Raw genomic sequence first — 14,643 nt, 5'->3', positions numbered from 1 at the left:
CGTCAGCTGGCGGCGGGGCGCGACCAGAAGTCGCTGACCAGGGCGTGGAACGCCTGCGCCTGCTCGATCTGCGGCATGTGCCCGGTGTCGGGGAACAGGTGGGTCCGCGCCCTCGGCAGTCGGGCCCGGGCCGCCGCCAGGTGGTGGGCGGGCAGGATCAGGTCACGGTCGCCCCAGATCACCAGCACGGGCAGGTCCAGCGCGGCCACCGCGGCAAGCAACTCGTCGCGCCACTGTGGCCGTACGCCCCGCCAGGTGCCGAGGTTGCGGACCAGTTCCAGCATCACCTGCGCGGCGTGCGGCTGGCGGGCCACCGCCAGCGCGAGCGCGATCCGCTCCTCGGTGGCGTACGCCGGGTCGTGGAAGATGGCCCGCTCGGTGCGCCGGGCGATCGCCGGGTGCGGGCGCAGCATTAGCCGGGCCAGCGGGCGCAGGGCGAGCAGCCGCAGCGCGACGGTGACCTCCGGGCCAAAGCCGGCGCTGTTGACCAGCACCAGGCTCGCCGCTCGGGCCGGCTGGTCGGCGGCGAGCCGCATGGCCACCGCCCCGCCGAGGGAGTTGCCGACCAGGTGCGCCGGACCGGTGACCCCGGCGGCGTCCAGGAACTCGGCGACCGCCCGGGCGAGGGCGGGCAGGGTGTGCGGCGCGTCCAGCGGCGCGCTGCCACCGTGGCCGGCCAGGTCGACGCTGATCGCCCGGTGGTCGCGCGCCAGCAGTTCGTGCTGGGCGGTGAAGTCCTCGAGGGTGCGCCCGATGCCGTGCAGCAGCACCACGGGCGGGCCGGCACCGGCGATGCGGCAGCGGACCGGGCGGCCGGCCACGGTCACGCTGTCGGCGGGCGGTAGGGCGACGGTCACGACGAGCCCTCCGTCTCCGACGTGACCGGCTCGGGGGCGGGCCGCGGCGCCGGCACTCGGGCGGCGCGTCGGTTCATCCCCAGCGCCAGGACCTTCCCGTACGAGGCGGGGGCGAGCCGGGCCAGCAGGTCGGGCAGCTTCGCCGACCAGCCGATCAGCACCCGGCCCCGGCGGCGCTCGACGCCGCGCAGGATCACCTCGGCGGCCTTCGCCGGGTCGATGGAGAGCAGCTTCTCGAACTCCTTCCGGCCGGCCTCGTACTCCTCGCGGGAGACGCCAGTGCCCACCCGGGCGCTGGCCGCGATCCGGGTGCGGATGCCGCCCGGGTGCACGGAGGTGACGCCCACCCCGTCCTCGACCAGCTCGTGCCGCAGCGCCTCGGTGAAGCCGCGAACGGCGAACTTGCTGGCCGAGTACGCCGCCTGCCCGGCCGGCGCGATCAGCCCGAACAGGCTGGAGACGTTCACCAGGTGGGCGCCCGGCTCCGCCTTGAGCGCGGGCAGCAGCGCGTGGGTCAGCCGGACCACGGCCCGGAAGTTGACCTCGATCACCCAGAGGAACTCCGCCAGGGTGACCTGGTCGAACCGACCGCCCAGCGCGACTCCCGCATTGTTGACCAGCAGCCGGATCCGGGGATACCGCCGGCGGAGCTCGGCAGCCACCCGGTCGGTGGCGTCGGCGTCGGCGAGGTCGACGAGGTGGGTGTCGATCCGCCGGTCGGGGTGGGCGGCGCGGATCGCGGCGACCACGGCGTCGAGCCGCTCGGCGTCCCGGTCGAGCAGGACCAGATCGGCGCCGCGCCGGGCCAGCGCGTGCGCCAGGGCCTCGCCGATGCCGCTGGCCGCGCCGGTGACCACCGCGGTGCCGCCGGGAAAGACGAAGTCACGCATCGTGTTCCTCTCGGTCAGGTGACGGGCGCGGCCGGTTCGGCGGGGGCGGGCGCACCGGCACGGGAGAAGCGGACCCCCTCGTCGGTGAGCCGGCCGTGCCGCATCAGCAGCACGTCCCGGGGATAGTTCTGGTGCAGCCGCCACGGCGCCGTCGGGCCCTGCTTGGGCAGCCGGTCGACGGCGCGCAGCACGTACCCGGACTTCAGGTCGATGAGCGGCACCAGCTCGCCGGAGGCGGGGGCGACCGGGGTGACGACCTGCTGGCTGGTGCCGTCCAGGTGGCGCAGCAGCCGGCAGACGTACGTGGCGACCAGGTCCGCCTTGAGGGTCCAGGAGGCGTTGGTGTAGCCGATCGTCAGGGCGAAATTCGGCACGCCGGAGAGCATCATGCCCTTGTAGGCGACGGTCTGCGCCAGGTCGACCTCGGCGCCGTCCACGGCGAGGGTCATGCCGCCCAGGGCGAGCAGGTTGAGGCCGGTGGCGGTGACCACGATGTCGGCGGGCAGTTCCGCGCCGGAGGCCAGCCGGATGCCGTGCTCGGTGAAGGTCTCGATGGTGTCGGTGACCACCGCGGCCCGCCCGTCGCTGACCGCGACGAAGAGGTTCCCGTCGGGCACCACGCAGAGCCGCTGGTCCCAGGGGTTGTAGCGGGGCGCGAAGTGCCGGTCCATGTCGTACCCGACCGGCAGCCGCCCCTGGGCGGCCCGGCGCAGGAACCTCTTGACCAGGTTGGGGGCGCGCCGGCTGAGCTGGAAGTTGACCACCCCGAGCAGCACGTTCTTCCAGCGCACCACGGCGTACGCGACCTTTGCCGGGAGGCGGCGCCGCAGCGCGTCGGCGAGCGGGTCGCGCGACGGCAGCGCGATGACGTACGTGGGTGAGCGCTGGAGCATGGTGACGTGGCCGGCCCGCTCCGCCATGGCCGGGACCAGGGTGACCGCGGTGGCGCCGCTGCCGATCACCACCACCCGCTTGCCGGTGTGGTCGAGGTCCTCGGGCCAGTGCTGCGGGTGCACCAGCCGGCCGGCGTACCGCTCGATCCCGGGGAACTCGGGGGTGTAGCCCTCGTCGTAGCGGTAGTAGCCGGCGCAGGTGAACAGGAACGCGCAGCTGAGGACGACGTCCTCGCCGGTGTCGTCACGGTGGGCGTGCACCGTCCAGCGGGCGGTGCCGCTGTCCCACTCGGCGCGCACCACCCGGTGGTGGAAGCGGATGTGCTCCTGCACGCCGTACTCCCGGGCGGTCTCGCGGACGTACTCCCGGATGGCGTCGCCGTCGGCGATCGCCTTCGGTTTCGTCCACGGCTTGAACGAGTAGCCGAGGGTGTACATGTCGGAGTCGGACCGGATGCCGGGGTAGCGGAACAGGTCCCAGGTGCCGCCGATGGCGCCGCGGGCCTCGAGGACCGCGTAGGTCTTCCCCGGGCAGTTGCGCCACAGGTGGACGGCGGCGCCGACGCCGGAGAGCCCGGCACCGACGATGAGGACGTCGACGTGGTCGGAAGCCATGGTGTCTCCGGTTCGGGGGCGGCAGTGATCCGGACACTACCCACCAACGGCCGATCGAAGACTGTGAGGGGTTTACGAGCCGGGGTGGCGCCCAGGTCCCGGCACCAACGCCGAGGTGCGCCGGCTCTGGACCGAGGTCCTGGAGCGTTGGGTACGCCCGGTCGAGGCGGCCATAGCGAGCGTCGGCGCGGCGCGGCCCCGGACGGACTGCCCGCCCGGGACCTCGCCATCGCGCTCAACTCCATGAACGAGCGGGTCTGGTACGCCACCATCGCCGGCGACGGGCCGGCCGTGGCCGAGCGGGACGTGGTCGACGTGCTGCTCGACGTCTGGCTGACCGGGATCTACCGCACCACGACTCCCCCGCCGGCCTGAACGGCGGCGTGCGCCTCGCGCAGCCGCGCCATCATCAGGTCGAAGTCCGCGGCGGACAGCACCGGCCCGGTGTTCTTCCGCCAGCCCACCAGCCTCGAACGCTGCTGCACCGGCGTCTCCCACGCACCGTCCCTAGTGAGCACCCAGGCAGCGTTCCGGACGGTCGCCGATCCGAGGAACCGCGCCGTCCGGACGTCGAACCCCGTCACCTGCGACCAGGGCAGCAGTCGAGATCGATGCACGTACCGGAGCAACAGGCCACGCTCGTTGCGGTAGATGCCGACCAGGTAGAGCCGGACCGCGAAGGTCAGCCAGACCGCCAGAAAGGCGACCGCACCGAGCATTCCCGCTGCCGTCCTCAGGTCGGTGCCGTGGGCCACCACGCGGAGGATGCTCGTCGCCACCACCGATGCCATCGACGCGCCACAGAGAACGAAAAGCCCGAAGACCCTCTGCCGCAGCCCCAAGGGATCGACCCGCCGCCATCGCCGCACGGCCTCACCCTAGCCGGTGCGGGCGAACTCCATGATCCAGTTCGTCTCCCAGGTGCGCTCGCCGTCGGTGGAGAACGCCTGCTCCCAGCGGCAGGACGTGGGGGTGATGCCGGACCAGATGAACCGGCAGCGGACCGGGCGCCCCTCGTCGGTGTCGTCGGCGTAGAAGGTGCCGACGCCGTCGACGAACCGGCCCACCACGGGCGGCAGTTCGAGGACGCCTCGGCGGCTGTTCATCCAGTAGATCGACCAGAGCCCGGTCGACGGGTCGAGGATCCGCACCGTGGACCCGGAGAAGCCCCGGGCCGGGAAGCGGATCTCGTCGAAGCTGCCTGCGCCGTCGAAGAACCGGTGCGCGACCGTCGTGCCGGGGAACTCGTCCCAGTCGTCGCTGCCGACGTGCCGCTTGTGCAGCCGCCGGCTGACCACGTCCCAGCTGCCCACGAAGAAGTCGAAGTCGCCCATCAGTGGCCCACCGGCCCCTCGGCCCGGAAGTCGGCCAGGTATCCGGCCAGGTCGGGCCGGTCGGGCACGAGCAGGTGGCGGACCCAGGCGGCCCGCTCGTGCTCCAGCACGCCCAGTTCCCAGACGCAGCCCACCCCCGGGCGGTCGAGCGGGACGAAGTGTGCGGGGTCGTCGTCCGGGCAGTCCAGGGCGGGCTGGCCGGCGATCGCGATCCGGCACTCCACCACGTTGTCGAAGAACCAGCTGTACGCCAGCAGGTAGGCCCCGGTGTCCGCGCCCCGGTGCAGCACCACCCAGCTCGCCGGCGGGGTGCCGCCGTCCGACCCGGGCAGCAGCTTCGGCAGGTACGCGTACGCGGCCTCGATCACGGCCGGTTCGAGCCGGCGGTCCGGCTGGTCGATGTGGTAGCGCTTGACGTGCCGGCCGGCGACCTCGACGGTCCCCGGCACGGTCAGCTCCTTGTCTCGGAATGCCATGCCGGGACGGTAGGACCACTCCGCTGACAGCTACTGTCAGTGGATGCGAGCCAGCCGCCTCCTGTCGATCCTGCTGCTGCTCCAGGCCCACGACCGGCTCACCGCCGCCGAGCTGGCGCGCCGCCTGGAGGTCTCGGTGCGCACCATCTACCGGGACGTCGAGTCGCTGCACGCCGCCGGCATCCCGCTGTACGGCGAGGCCGGCCACGCCGGCGGCTACCGCCTGGTCGACGGCTGGCGGACCCGGCTTACCGGGCTCACCGCGGAGGAGGCCGACCGGCTGCTCTTCGCCGGGCTGCCCGGGCCGGCCGCCGAACTGGGCTACCAGTCGGTGGTGGCCACGCTGCAACTCAAGCTGCGGGCCGCGTTGCCGCCCCCGCTGGCCGACCGGGCGTCCCGGCTGCAACAGCGTTTCCACCTGGACACCCCCGGCTGGTACTCCGACGGCGACCCGTCGCCGTACCTCGCGCCGGCGGCTGAGGCGGTGTGGCGGCAGCACCGGATCGAGGTCCGCTACCGCAGTTGGACCGGCGAGGTGACCCGGGTGCTGGAGCCCTACGGCCTGGTGCTCAAGGGCGGTCGCTGGTACGTGGTGGCCGCCCGCCCGGATCGGACCGAGCCGGCGACCTACCGGGTCAACCAGATCCTCGACCTCACCCCGCTCGACGAGCCGTTCGAGCGGCCCGAGTTCGACCTGCCCGGCTGGTGGCGGACGCACGTGGCGGACTTCCGGGCCCGGCTGCACCGGGACGAGGCCATCATCCGGCTCTCCCCGCGCGGCCGGGAACGGCTGCGGGAGATCGCCAGTGACCCGGTGATCGCCGCGGTGGACGCCAGTGCCGGTCCGCCGGACGCGGCGGGCTGGGTCCGGGCGGTAATCCCGATCGAGTCACTCACCCACGCCCACGGCGAACTGCTGCGGCTCGGCGCCGAGGTGGAGGTCCTCTCCCCCACCGTCCTGCGCGACCACCTCGCCACCACCGCCACCGCCCTAGCCACCCTCTACCATCCGCCATCCCCCGCCCCATCCAGTTGATCAAGGAGTCTGCGTCGATGTTGATCACTACGGAGACGCAAACCTCTTGATCAACGGGAGCTCCCGGCGGGGCGTTCGCGGACCGGAGACCGGCCAGCGGTCAGGGGAGGTCGCGGAGGGCGGCGGCGACGGTGGCGAGGCCGCGGTCGATGTCGCTGGCGACGTTCGCGGCGTAGCCGAGCACCAGGCCGGGCGGCTGCGGCCGCTGCCCGTGCCAGGACAGCGGCTGCACCTTGACACCCCGGCGCAGCGCGGCCGCGGCCAGTTCGACGTCGTCGACGTCGCCGTCGAGGGTGACCAGCAGGTGCAGGCCAGCCGCGGCGCCGTGCACGACCGCGCCGGGCAGATTCGCACGGACCGTCCGGATCATCGCGTCCCGGCGGCGGACGTGCCGGCGGCGCAGCAGCCGTAGGTGCCGCTCCAGCGCGCCGGAGTCCATCAGCTCCGCGAGCACCAGTTGGGGCAGCGCGGCGTTGCCCAGGTCGGCCATCCGCTTGGCCGCCACCAGCGCCGAGTGGTAACGCTGCGGCACCAGCACCCAGCCGATCCGCAGCGCCGGAGCGAGCAGCTTGGAGACGCTGCCGGCGTAGCAGACCTGCTCGGGCAGCATGCTCCGCAGCGCCGGCACCGGCGGGCGGTCGTAGCGGTGCTCGGCGTCGTAGTCGTCCTCGATGACCAGGCCGCCCCGCTGCGCCCAGCGCAGCAGCCGGCGGCGCCGGTCACCGTCGAGCACCACCCCGGTCGGGAACTGGTGCGCCGGGGTGAGCATCACCGCCGGGGCGCCGCTGGTCGCCAGCAGGTCCACCCGCAGCCCGTGCGCGTCGACCGGCACCGGCGGGGTGTCCAGCCGCCAGTTGCGCAGGTGCTGGCGTACGCCGAGGGATCCGGGATCCTCCACGGCGACGGTGTGCACGCCGTCGCCGTGCAGCACCTGGGCGAGCAGGCCGAGCGCCTGGGACACCCCGGCGACGATCACCACCTCGGCCGGGTCGACCCGGATGCCCCGGTTGCGGGCCAGCCAGGTGGCGACCGCGAGCCGCAGCGCGGGAGTTCCGGTCGGGTCGCCGTACCCGAAGGCGGCGGGCGCGAGGCGGTGCAGCACCGCCCGTTCCGCGCGCAGCCAGGCCGCCCGCGGAAAGGCCGCCAGATCCGGCACGCCGGGCGTCAGGTCCAGTTCCGCCGGGGCGGTACGCAGGGCGTCGAAGACGTCGGTGTCGGGCTGGTCGGCGAACACCTCGGCCCGGGCAGGTGCCGCCGGCGCGCGGGTGACCACCGCGGCGGGGGTGGCCACCACGACGGTGCCGGCCCGGCCCCGTCCCACCACGTGCCCGTCCTCGGTCAACCGTTGGTACGCCTCGGTCACCACGCCCCGGGACACACCCAGCTCGGCGGCGAGCACCCGGCTGGCCGGCAGGCGAGCCCCCACCGGCACCCGGCCATCGGCGATGGCCGCCCGCAGGCGCCCGGCCAGCCAGTCGGCGCGCCCGCCTGGCGGGGCCTCGCCGACGTCAAGCTGGAGGAAATCGGTGCCGGCCGCTATGGACCCCTCGACCACCGGGGCTTTGGCCCTGTCCATCGGACCATTATGGCCGCAGGGTGGACCGCGTGAGCATCACCTTCCTGCTGACCACGCTGGTCGTGGTGGCCACCCCGGGCACCGGAGTGGTCTACACGATCTCCGCTGGGCTCGCCGCGGGCCGCCGCGCCGGACTCGTCGCCGCGGCCGGCTGCACGGTCAGCCTCGTCCCGCACCTGGCCGCCGCGGTCACCGGCCTGGCCGCTGTGCTCCGCGCCGGCACCCCAGCGTTCCGGGTGGTGACCTGGCTGGGCGTGGCGTACCTGCTCTGGATGGCCTGGTCCGCGCTGCGCGACCGGGGACCACTGCCGCTCGACGACACCGCCCCGCCCCGCCCGACCGCCCGGCTGATCCTCGACGGGGTGCTGGTGAACCTGCTCAACCCGAAGGTGACCGTGTTCTTCGTGGCGTTCCTGCCGCAGTTCGTACCCCCGGACGCGCCCGCGGCGGCGGCCCGGATGCTGGCCTGCGGCACGGTCTTCATGCTGACCACCTTCGTGGTCTTCGCCGGGTACGGCGTGCTGGCCGGCACGCTCCGGCGCCGGGTGCTGGCCCGGCCCCGGCTGACCGCGCTGCTGCGGCGCGGCTTCGCCGGCAGCTTCCTCGCCCTGGGCCTCGGCCTGGCCCTCACCGCCCGATAGGAGTCTCCCGTGCGTTTCCGGCACGATCCGCAGGTCTGGTCGACCTTTCCCGAGCTGGCCTGCGGCGTCCTGCACGTCACCGGCATCACCCCCTCCGCCGACGTCGACCCGTGGCTCGCCCGGCACGCCGAGGCCGCCCGGGCCCGCCTCGCCGCCGGTCCGGAGAGCGGATTCCCGGAGATCCAGGCGTGGCGGCGGGCCTTCGCTCGGATGGGGCTGGCACCGACCCGCTACCGGTGCGCCGCCGAGTCGCTGCTGCGCCGCTTCCGCCGCGACGACCGCCTGCCCCGGCTGCACCCGCTGGTCGACCTGGGCAACGCCCTCTCCCTCGGGTACGCCGTGCCGGTGGCCGTCCTCGACGTCGACCGGATCGACGGTGACCTGGCGGTGCGACCGGCCACCGGCGCGGAGACGTACCTGACCCTCGGCGGGAACGACGAACGCCCCGAGCCCGGCGAGACGGTCTTCGCGGACTCGGCCGGCCGGGCCCACTCCCGCCGCTGGACCCACCGGCAGAGCGGCTGGTCGGCCGTCCACGAGGACACCACGGAGGTGCTCGTGGTGATCGAGGCGCTGCACGACGGCGGGACGGAGACCGTGCCCCGGATGCTCGCCGAGCTGGCCTCGGCCGTGGCGGACCGGTGGCGGGCACCGGTCCGGTTCGCGGTGCTGACCGCCGACGCGCCGGTCTTCGCGGTGGCGCCGGCGGCCAGCTGAGGGGGCTCCCGGGCGACCGGAGTCGCCGGGAAGCCCCCCACCGGTCACAGCGTGGGCGGGTCCAGCCAGCGCCACGTGACGCCGTCGGCGGATAGCCAGACACCCGTGCTGTCCGGCCAGCCAGTCTGGACGTACCCGCCGGACACCGGCAGCGGGTCGGCGCCCGGCCCGAGGGGCGCGGGACGCAGCGTCGCGCCGCCGTCGGAACTGCCGAACATCAGGGGGTCCTCGCGGGCGGTGACACCGGCCTGGACCATCAGCACCCCGTCCGGCCGCACCGCCGCTCGGATCGTGCGCTCCCCGACCTTGGCCGTTCCCGTGGTACGCGCCCAGGTGCGGCCGCCGTCCACGCTGCGCCAGATCACCAGGACGCCCCGGACCCGGCCGAGAGCGTAGACGGTGCGACCGTCCTGGGTGGCCACCGCCGGTCCGCCGACATCGTCGGAGGCGGTGAGCCCGTCGGGGAACTCGTGCCGCCGCCAGGTTCGGCCGCCGTCCCGGCTGACCTCGACGGCGCTACCGGTCCAGATCACGCGACCGCCGTCGCCGACCTTCTCCCCGGTGCGGCCGCTGACCCAGAGGCCGGCGCCGATCGGCGCGCTCGCCACGGTTACCGCGTTGTGCAGCGTGGACCGCTTGGCGAGCTGCGCGACGTCCCCGGTGGCCGGGTCCACAGCGACCAGCGCCTCGCGGTCCGGGCCTGGTTGCCGGGCCAGCACCGGCCACCCGACCGGCAACGCGTCCACCCGCCGCGCCTCGACCTGTCGCCAGGTGGCCCCGCCGTCGCGGCTGGCGGCCCACCGGGCGGATCGGCTGTCGGGAGCGGAGCGGGAGAGATACCAGGCAATCAGGGTGCGCGGTGCCACCACCCGCAGGTCCACCATCGCGTCGTCCGGCACCGGCAGCGCGCCGGTACGCCAGTGCCGGCCCCCGTCGTCGGTGCCCGCCCAACGGGGCGGGCACCCGTTGCGGCACTCGTGGTATCGCAGGTACACGTGGTTGAGATCACCGGCTCCCGGGCGCCCGGTGGAGACCTGCCGGTCCGGGCCGGGCGTGAGCGTGGGGCCCGGGGTGGGGATGAAGTCCGGGGTGCGGTCCGGGCCGAAGCCGGGAGCCGGCACTGGCGGACGCTCGGGGCGGCCCGCGACGGCGATCCCCGAACCGGTCGCCAACAGGGCCACCACGGCGACGGTGACGATCCGGTGTCGCTGGCGCCGCCGCCGGGCACGCGCGGCCACCTGCTCGAAGTGCGGCTTGAAGCCGGCCTGGGCGGCGACGTTCAGCCCCGCGAAGTCCAGGTCAGGCATGACGGACCTCCCGCTCGGCACAGGTCGGGGAGGTCGTCTGATCGGCGCGGACGTGCTCCGCCGAGTCGCCGGGGCCGGTGTCGCCGAGGTGGTCGGCCAAGGCCCGGCGGGCCCGCACCAGGCGGGTCTTCACGGCCTCCACGGAGCAGCCCAGGGCGATCGCCACCTCGCTCACCGGAAGGTCGGCGAGGTGGTGCAGCACCACGGTCTCCCGGGCCTGCCGAGGCAGCCGCTGCAACGCCGCTACCAGGGCGACGTGGTCCGGCGACAGGGCCGGCGCGGTGCGCTGCGCCGGATCGAGCCGCCCGGAGCGGACGATCCGCCCCAGGACCACCCGACGCCGGTGCCGGGACCGGGCGACGTTCAACGCCACCGTCCGCAGCCACGCCTCCGGGTTCTCCACCAGCCGGAAGCGCCCGGGCCGCGCCAGGGCCCGGACGAACGCCTCCTGCACGACGTCCTGCGCCTCCGCGTAGTCGCCGGTCATCGCGTACATCTGGGCCACCAGGCGGGCCGCCGAGGCGGCGTACACCTCACTGATCTGTTGCTGTGGGTCCACATCGTCCCCTCCCGAGTCGGTCGTCGCACCCGGTACGACCGACGAGTGGGCGGCGAGGTGACATCCGGCCGACGGGGCGTCAGTCCTCGTCGGGCCAGCGGGGGTCGGGCTCCTCGATCCAGCGGACCCGCCCGGCGTCCGGGCCCAGGATCTCCTCGAACTCGGCCCGGGTGATCTCCCCGCGGCGCAGCCGACGGACGTTGGCGACGAACCGGGCCATCCCCGCGCCCCGGAGTTCCGGCTCCGGCGCCAGGCCGCTCGCCGGGGCCAGCGACCGGGCCTCGCCGGCGACCTGGCGCGGGTCGTCGGGGTCGACCGGCTCGCCGTGCAGCTCGAGCAGCGCCACGGCGAGGCGGGTGTCGGCGGCGGGGCTGGTGCCCCAGGACCGGGCGAGGTCGACCGTCCGGCCGAGGGTGTCCTCACCCACCTTCTCGGCACGCAGCTCGGCGCGCATCATCCGATGAAAGAGGACGGTCACGGCGTCGGAGTCGTCGGCGATCATGTCCGGCACGGTAGCCGGCCGGTGCGACAGTCCCGCCGGCCCGCGCACTCCTCGCCGGGCCGCTCAGGCCACGCCGAGGTCGAGCCGGGAGAGCTCATGCGGCCACCCCGAGGATCCGTCGGGCGTTTCCGCCGGCCACCGCCGCCACCGCCGGCGGGTCCAGATCGGAGTGGCGCAGGCGCAGCCGGGGCACCACGGCCTCGTGGAACGGGGTGCGTGAGCCGTAGAGCAGGCGCTCGAGGCCGACCTGCGCGGCCACCGTCTCCAAGGCGTCCGGGGAGTTGAGCAGCCGGGTCGAGGTGTGGAAGCCGGGCTCGTCGCGGGCGACCACGACGAAGTCGCCCAGGTGGTAGAAGTGGGTGTCGAGGAAGACCACGGTCGTGCCGCGCAGGGGCCGCCAGAACCGGCGTACGTCGCCGCCGGCCAGCAGCACCAGTCCGGCTTCGGTGGCGCGTCGGGCGACGTGCCGCACGGACGGGAAGTCCGGCTCCACCCGCTGCTCGTCGGGGAAGAGCCGAACGGCCCGGACGCCCCGCTCGGCGAGCCGGACCACCTCCCTCTCGGCACCCAGCGGGTCCCGCAGGTCCACCGCGCCCACGGGCAGCACGGCCGGCCCGGCGAGCGCGGCCACCTCGTCATTGCCGCTGGGCACGTCGAACAGGGCCGCCCGCAGGCTGGCCACGGCCGCCGCCGCGATGCCGTTGGCGGCGAGCGCCGCACGTACCTGGGCCGGGTCGCCGTCCGGCCCGGGTCGGTCGGCGTACCGGCCGACCAGGACGTCGACGTCGAAGGTGACCGGTGGCAGGTCGTCCGCCGCGAACGGCCTCCGGGTGCCCTCCCGCTGGTGGCCGGTCACTGCAGCACCCGGGCCCGATCCGCGCCGGGCAGGTCGGGACCGTACGAGTCGACGGCGTACTGGGACTGCGGCGGCGGCCAGGCCAACCAGCGCGGCCTCGGCGCACCACAGCAAAGACGGACCGCACATCCGGCCCGCAGAAACGGCCAAGCGGCAACGCCCAACTCGGTTACGGTCATGGCCCTGACCAGCCTAGGTTCGGCGATCCACGGGCGTCAACGCCGTGCCGGCTCGCCCAGGCTGGTCCGTTGCCCCGGGTCGGTCGAAGCGCCCGCGCCGGGCGGCCGCCGTCACGTACGGTGGCAGCGGCACCACCGCGCCCGCCGCGACGGCGTACGGCTCGGTGGCCGCGGGCGTCCGGTATGGGAGCGGGAGATGGGCAGACGACCGGCGCGGGGGCACCGGAACGTGCCGCACACCGCCGACGTACGGATCGAGGCGTGGGCGCCCGACCGGGAGGACTGCGTGGCCGAGGCGGTGAGCGCCCTCGTCGACACCTTCGTCGACACCGCCGGCGCGGACGGCACCACCGAGACCGAGTTCTCCGTGCCGCCCGGCGACGACGAGGACATGCTGGTCACCGTCCTCGACGAGGTGATCTTCCGGATGGAGACCGCGGGCATGTTGCCGCTGGCTACCGACGTACGCCCGGCCGACGGTGGCGGGCTGCTAGTGCGGTGGTGGACGGTGGACACCGACGCGGTGGAACTGGTCGGCGCGGTGCCCAAGGCGGTGGCGCTGCACGAGTTGCGTTTCGGCCCGGACCAGGACGGCTGGTCCTGCGCGGTGACGCTCGACGTGTGACCGCCGGCCCGGCGTACGGTCAGCCCTTCACCACGCCGACCGGGACGAGCCGGGCCACCCGCCGGCACAGCCCGGCCCCCTCGGTGGCCTCGATGACGGCGGTGATGTCCTTGTACGCGGTGGGCATCTCCTCGGCCAGCCCCTTGCGGGACTTGCCCCGCACCGCGATGTCCTGCGCCTCCAGCTCGCGGCGCGGATCGTGCCCCCGGACCGCCTTCTCGGCCTGCTTTCGGCTCTGCGTCCGGCCGGCTCCGTGGCAGGTGGAGGCGAACGCGGGTGCCCCCGGTGTCCCGACGAGCACGTACGAGTCGGTGCCCATCGACCCGGGGATCAGCACCGGCTGCCCGACCGGGCGCAGGTCCTCCGGCAGGTCCGGGTGGCCCGGCGGCAATGCCCGGGTGGCGCCCTTGCGGTGTACGCAGAGCCGCCGCTGGTCGCCGTCGACGCCGTGGGTCTCGATCTTCGCGAGGTTGTGCGAGACGTCGTACACCAGATCCAGGTCGCCCCCGGTGATCCGCGCGAACACCGTGCGGGCCGAGTGGTGCAGCAGTTGCCGGTTGGCCCGGGCGTAGTTCGCTGCGGCGGCCATCGCACCGAGATAGGCGCGCCCCTCGTGGGACGACACCGGCGCGCAGGCGAGCTGCCGGTCGGGCACGTGGATGCCGTACCGGGGCATCGCCTTCTCCATCTCCCGCACGTAGTCGGTGCAGATCTGATGGCCCAGCCCCCGCGACCCACAGTGGATCATCACGCAAATCTGGCCGGCGCGCAGCCCGAAGGCCGCCGCCACCGCCTCGTCGTACACCTCCTCGACGGCCTGCACCTCGAGGAAATGGTTGCCGGAGCCGAGGCTGCCGACCTGGCCGGCGCCTCGCTCCACCGCCCGCTCGCTCACCTGGGCCGGGTTCGCGTCGCCGACCGCGCCGTAGTCCTCGCACCGGTCCAGGTCCCGCTGGACGCCGTAGCCGCGTTCGACGGCGTACCGGGAGCCGCCGCGCAGCATCGCGTCGAGCTCGCCCCGGTCGCTCAGGTGCCACACCGCGCCCTTGCCCATGCCGCGCGGGGTGGCCTCCCCCAGGCCGTCCATCAGCGCCTCGATGCGGGGCCGCAGCGCGGCGCGGTCCAGGTGCGCGGCGAGCAGCCGTACCCCGCAGGAGATGTCGAAGCCCACCCCGCCGGGCGACACGACCCCGCCGGCCTCGACGTCGGTGGCGGCGACCCCGCCGATCGGGAAGCCGTACCCCCAGTGCACGTCCGGCATGGCGTACGAGGCGCCGACGATGCCGGGCAGGGTGGCCACGTTCGCCACCTGGTCCAGCGACTTGTCGGCCCGGGCGTCCGGCAGCAGCGACCGGGACGCGAAGATCACCCCGGGGACCCGCATCGGATCATGCCGGTCGATCCGGAACCGGTACGGCGACTCCTCGACCAGCTCCATGCGGCACGGCTACCCCGCTGCGGGGCGGTTACACCACGCGGGTGTGCGGGTTTCGATGGTGGGTGCGGCCGACCGTGCCCGACTCCGGGCGGTCAGGCTTGATCCCTCCGCCGGGTCGGCCCCACTCCCGTCGTGGTTCGGC

General features: G+C 74.4%; 16 protein-coding genes and 1 pseudogene. 5 read left to right on the top strand and 12 right to left on the bottom strand.

The window, feature by feature from the left end; translation table 11 throughout:
• Positions 1 to 2: 2 nt before the first annotated feature.
• Genes A6A27_RS11640 through A6A27_RS11630 form a run of 3 tightly spaced genes read right to left on the bottom strand, consistent with a single transcriptional unit; the run spans position 3 to position 3,255 of the window.
• Positions 3 to 857: an alpha/beta fold hydrolase gene (locus A6A27_RS11640; RefSeq protein ID WP_073834586.1), complete on the bottom strand. Its 855-nt coding sequence runs from the start codon at positions 855 to 857 to the stop codon at positions 3 to 5.
• On the bottom strand, positions 854 to 1,747 hold the full coding sequence (locus tag A6A27_RS11635; protein ID WP_073834585.1) for an SDR family NAD(P)-dependent oxidoreductase: 894 nt from the start codon (positions 1,745 to 1,747) through the stop codon (positions 854 to 856). The genes A6A27_RS11640 and A6A27_RS11635 overlap by 4 nt, the downstream gene beginning before the upstream one ends.
• Before the next feature lie 14 nt (positions 1,748 to 1,761).
• Complete coding sequence (locus tag A6A27_RS11630) at positions 1,762 to 3,255, bottom strand: flavin-containing monooxygenase (protein WP_073834584.1); 1,494 nt, start codon at positions 3,253 to 3,255, stop codon at positions 1,762 to 1,764.
• A gap of 100 nt (positions 3,256 to 3,355) precedes the next feature.
• Here A6A27_RS11630 and A6A27_RS11625 point away from each other — a divergent pair.
• A pseudogene (locus A6A27_RS11625) lies at positions 3,356 to 3,630 on the top strand (TetR/AcrR family transcriptional regulator); the annotation flags it as partial.
• Here the strand turns inward: A6A27_RS11625 and A6A27_RS11620 are convergent.
• The 3 genes from A6A27_RS11620 to A6A27_RS11610 all read right to left on the bottom strand — a co-directional run bounded on the left by A6A27_RS11620 (position 3,600) and on the right by A6A27_RS11610 (position 5,065).
• The gene (locus A6A27_RS11620) at positions 3,600 to 4,046 is read right to left on the bottom strand and encodes a PH domain-containing protein (RefSeq protein ID WP_143193978.1); all 447 of its coding nucleotides are present in this window, start codon (positions 4,044 to 4,046) and stop codon (positions 3,600 to 3,602) included. The pseudogene A6A27_RS11625 and the gene A6A27_RS11620 overlap by 31 nt on opposite strands.
• A gap of 87 nt (positions 4,047 to 4,133) precedes the next feature.
• Positions 4,134 to 4,589, bottom strand: coding sequence for a hypothetical protein (locus A6A27_RS11615; RefSeq protein ID WP_073834582.1), 456 nt, complete (start codon positions 4,587 to 4,589; stop codon positions 4,134 to 4,136).
• Positions 4,589 to 5,065: a hypothetical protein gene (locus tag A6A27_RS11610; protein ID WP_073834581.1), complete on the bottom strand. Its 477-nt coding sequence runs from the start codon at positions 5,063 to 5,065 to the stop codon at positions 4,589 to 4,591. The genes A6A27_RS11615 and A6A27_RS11610 overlap by 1 nt, the downstream gene beginning before the upstream one ends.
• Before the next feature lie 43 nt (positions 5,066 to 5,108).
• Here A6A27_RS11610 and A6A27_RS11605 point away from each other — a divergent pair, with 43 nt between their 5' ends.
• The gene (locus A6A27_RS11605) at positions 5,109 to 6,101 is read left to right on the top strand and encodes a helix-turn-helix transcriptional regulator (protein WP_073834580.1); all 993 of its coding nucleotides are present in this window, start codon (positions 5,109 to 5,111) and stop codon (positions 6,099 to 6,101) included.
• A 100-nt stretch (positions 6,102 to 6,201) separates the two neighbouring features.
• On the opposite strand, the gene pdxR is transcribed toward A6A27_RS11605, so the two are convergent.
• Entirely contained in the window at positions 6,202 to 7,677 is a 1,476-nt protein-coding gene (gene pdxR, locus A6A27_RS11600) for a MocR-like pyridoxine biosynthesis transcription factor PdxR (RefSeq protein WP_073834579.1), read from the bottom strand.
• A gap of 29 nt (positions 7,678 to 7,706) precedes the next feature.
• On the opposite strand from pdxR, the gene A6A27_RS11595 reads away from it, so the two are divergent.
• On the top strand, positions 7,707 to 8,318 hold the full coding sequence (locus tag A6A27_RS11595) for a LysE family translocator (protein WP_073834578.1): 612 nt from the start codon (positions 7,707 to 7,709) through the stop codon (positions 8,316 to 8,318).
• 9 nt (positions 8,319 to 8,327) lie between these two features.
• Entirely contained in the window at positions 8,328 to 9,035 is a 708-nt protein-coding gene (locus tag A6A27_RS11590; RefSeq protein ID WP_073834577.1) for a B3/B4 domain-containing protein, read from the top strand.
• A gap of 44 nt (positions 9,036 to 9,079) precedes the next feature.
• Here A6A27_RS11590 and A6A27_RS11585 read toward each other — a convergent pair whose 3' ends face one another.
• From A6A27_RS11585 to A6A27_RS11570, 4 genes are all read right to left on the bottom strand, one after another.
• Positions 9,080 to 10,342 carry a WD40/YVTN/BNR-like repeat-containing protein gene (locus tag A6A27_RS11585; RefSeq protein ID WP_073834576.1) on the bottom strand — a complete coding sequence of 421 codons (1,263 nt, stop codon included), beginning with the start codon at positions 10,340 to 10,342 and terminating at the stop codon, positions 9,080 to 9,082.
• Positions 10,335 to 10,901 carry an RNA polymerase sigma factor gene (locus tag A6A27_RS11580; protein WP_073834575.1) on the bottom strand — a complete coding sequence of 189 codons (567 nt, stop codon included), beginning with the start codon at positions 10,899 to 10,901 and terminating at the stop codon, positions 10,335 to 10,337. The genes A6A27_RS11585 and A6A27_RS11580 overlap by 8 nt, the downstream gene beginning before the upstream one ends.
• Before the next feature lie 79 nt (positions 10,902 to 10,980).
• Complete coding sequence (locus A6A27_RS11575) at positions 10,981 to 11,403, bottom strand: hypothetical protein (protein WP_073834574.1); 423 nt, start codon at positions 11,401 to 11,403, stop codon at positions 10,981 to 10,983.
• Positions 11,404 to 11,497: 94 nt separating this feature from the next.
• The gene (locus A6A27_RS11570) at positions 11,498 to 12,259 is read right to left on the bottom strand and encodes a hypothetical protein (RefSeq protein WP_073834573.1); all 762 of its coding nucleotides are present in this window, start codon (positions 12,257 to 12,259) and stop codon (positions 11,498 to 11,500) included.
• A gap of 375 nt (positions 12,260 to 12,634) precedes the next feature.
• On the opposite strand from A6A27_RS11570, the gene A6A27_RS11565 reads away from it, so the two are divergent.
• Positions 12,635 to 13,063 (top strand): archease, encoded by a 429-nt coding sequence (locus A6A27_RS11565; RefSeq protein ID WP_073834572.1) that lies wholly within the window; start codon positions 12,635 to 12,637, stop codon positions 13,061 to 13,063.
• Positions 13,064 to 13,082: 19 nt separating this feature from the next.
• Here A6A27_RS11565 and A6A27_RS11560 read toward each other — a convergent pair whose 3' ends face one another.
• On the bottom strand, positions 13,083 to 14,501 hold the full coding sequence (locus tag A6A27_RS11560) for an RtcB family protein (RefSeq protein WP_073834571.1): 1,419 nt from the start codon (positions 14,499 to 14,501) through the stop codon (positions 13,083 to 13,085).
• Between the last annotated feature and the right edge of the window lie 142 nt (positions 14,502 to 14,643).

Source organism: Micromonospora sp. CB01531, assembly GCF_001905095.1.
In the GTDB taxonomy this organism is placed as follows: domain Bacteria; phylum Actinomycetota; class Actinomycetes; order Mycobacteriales; family Micromonosporaceae; genus Micromonospora.
Note: the sequence above shows the minus strand (reverse complement) of the source record. Positions and strands in the feature narration are given on the sequence as shown.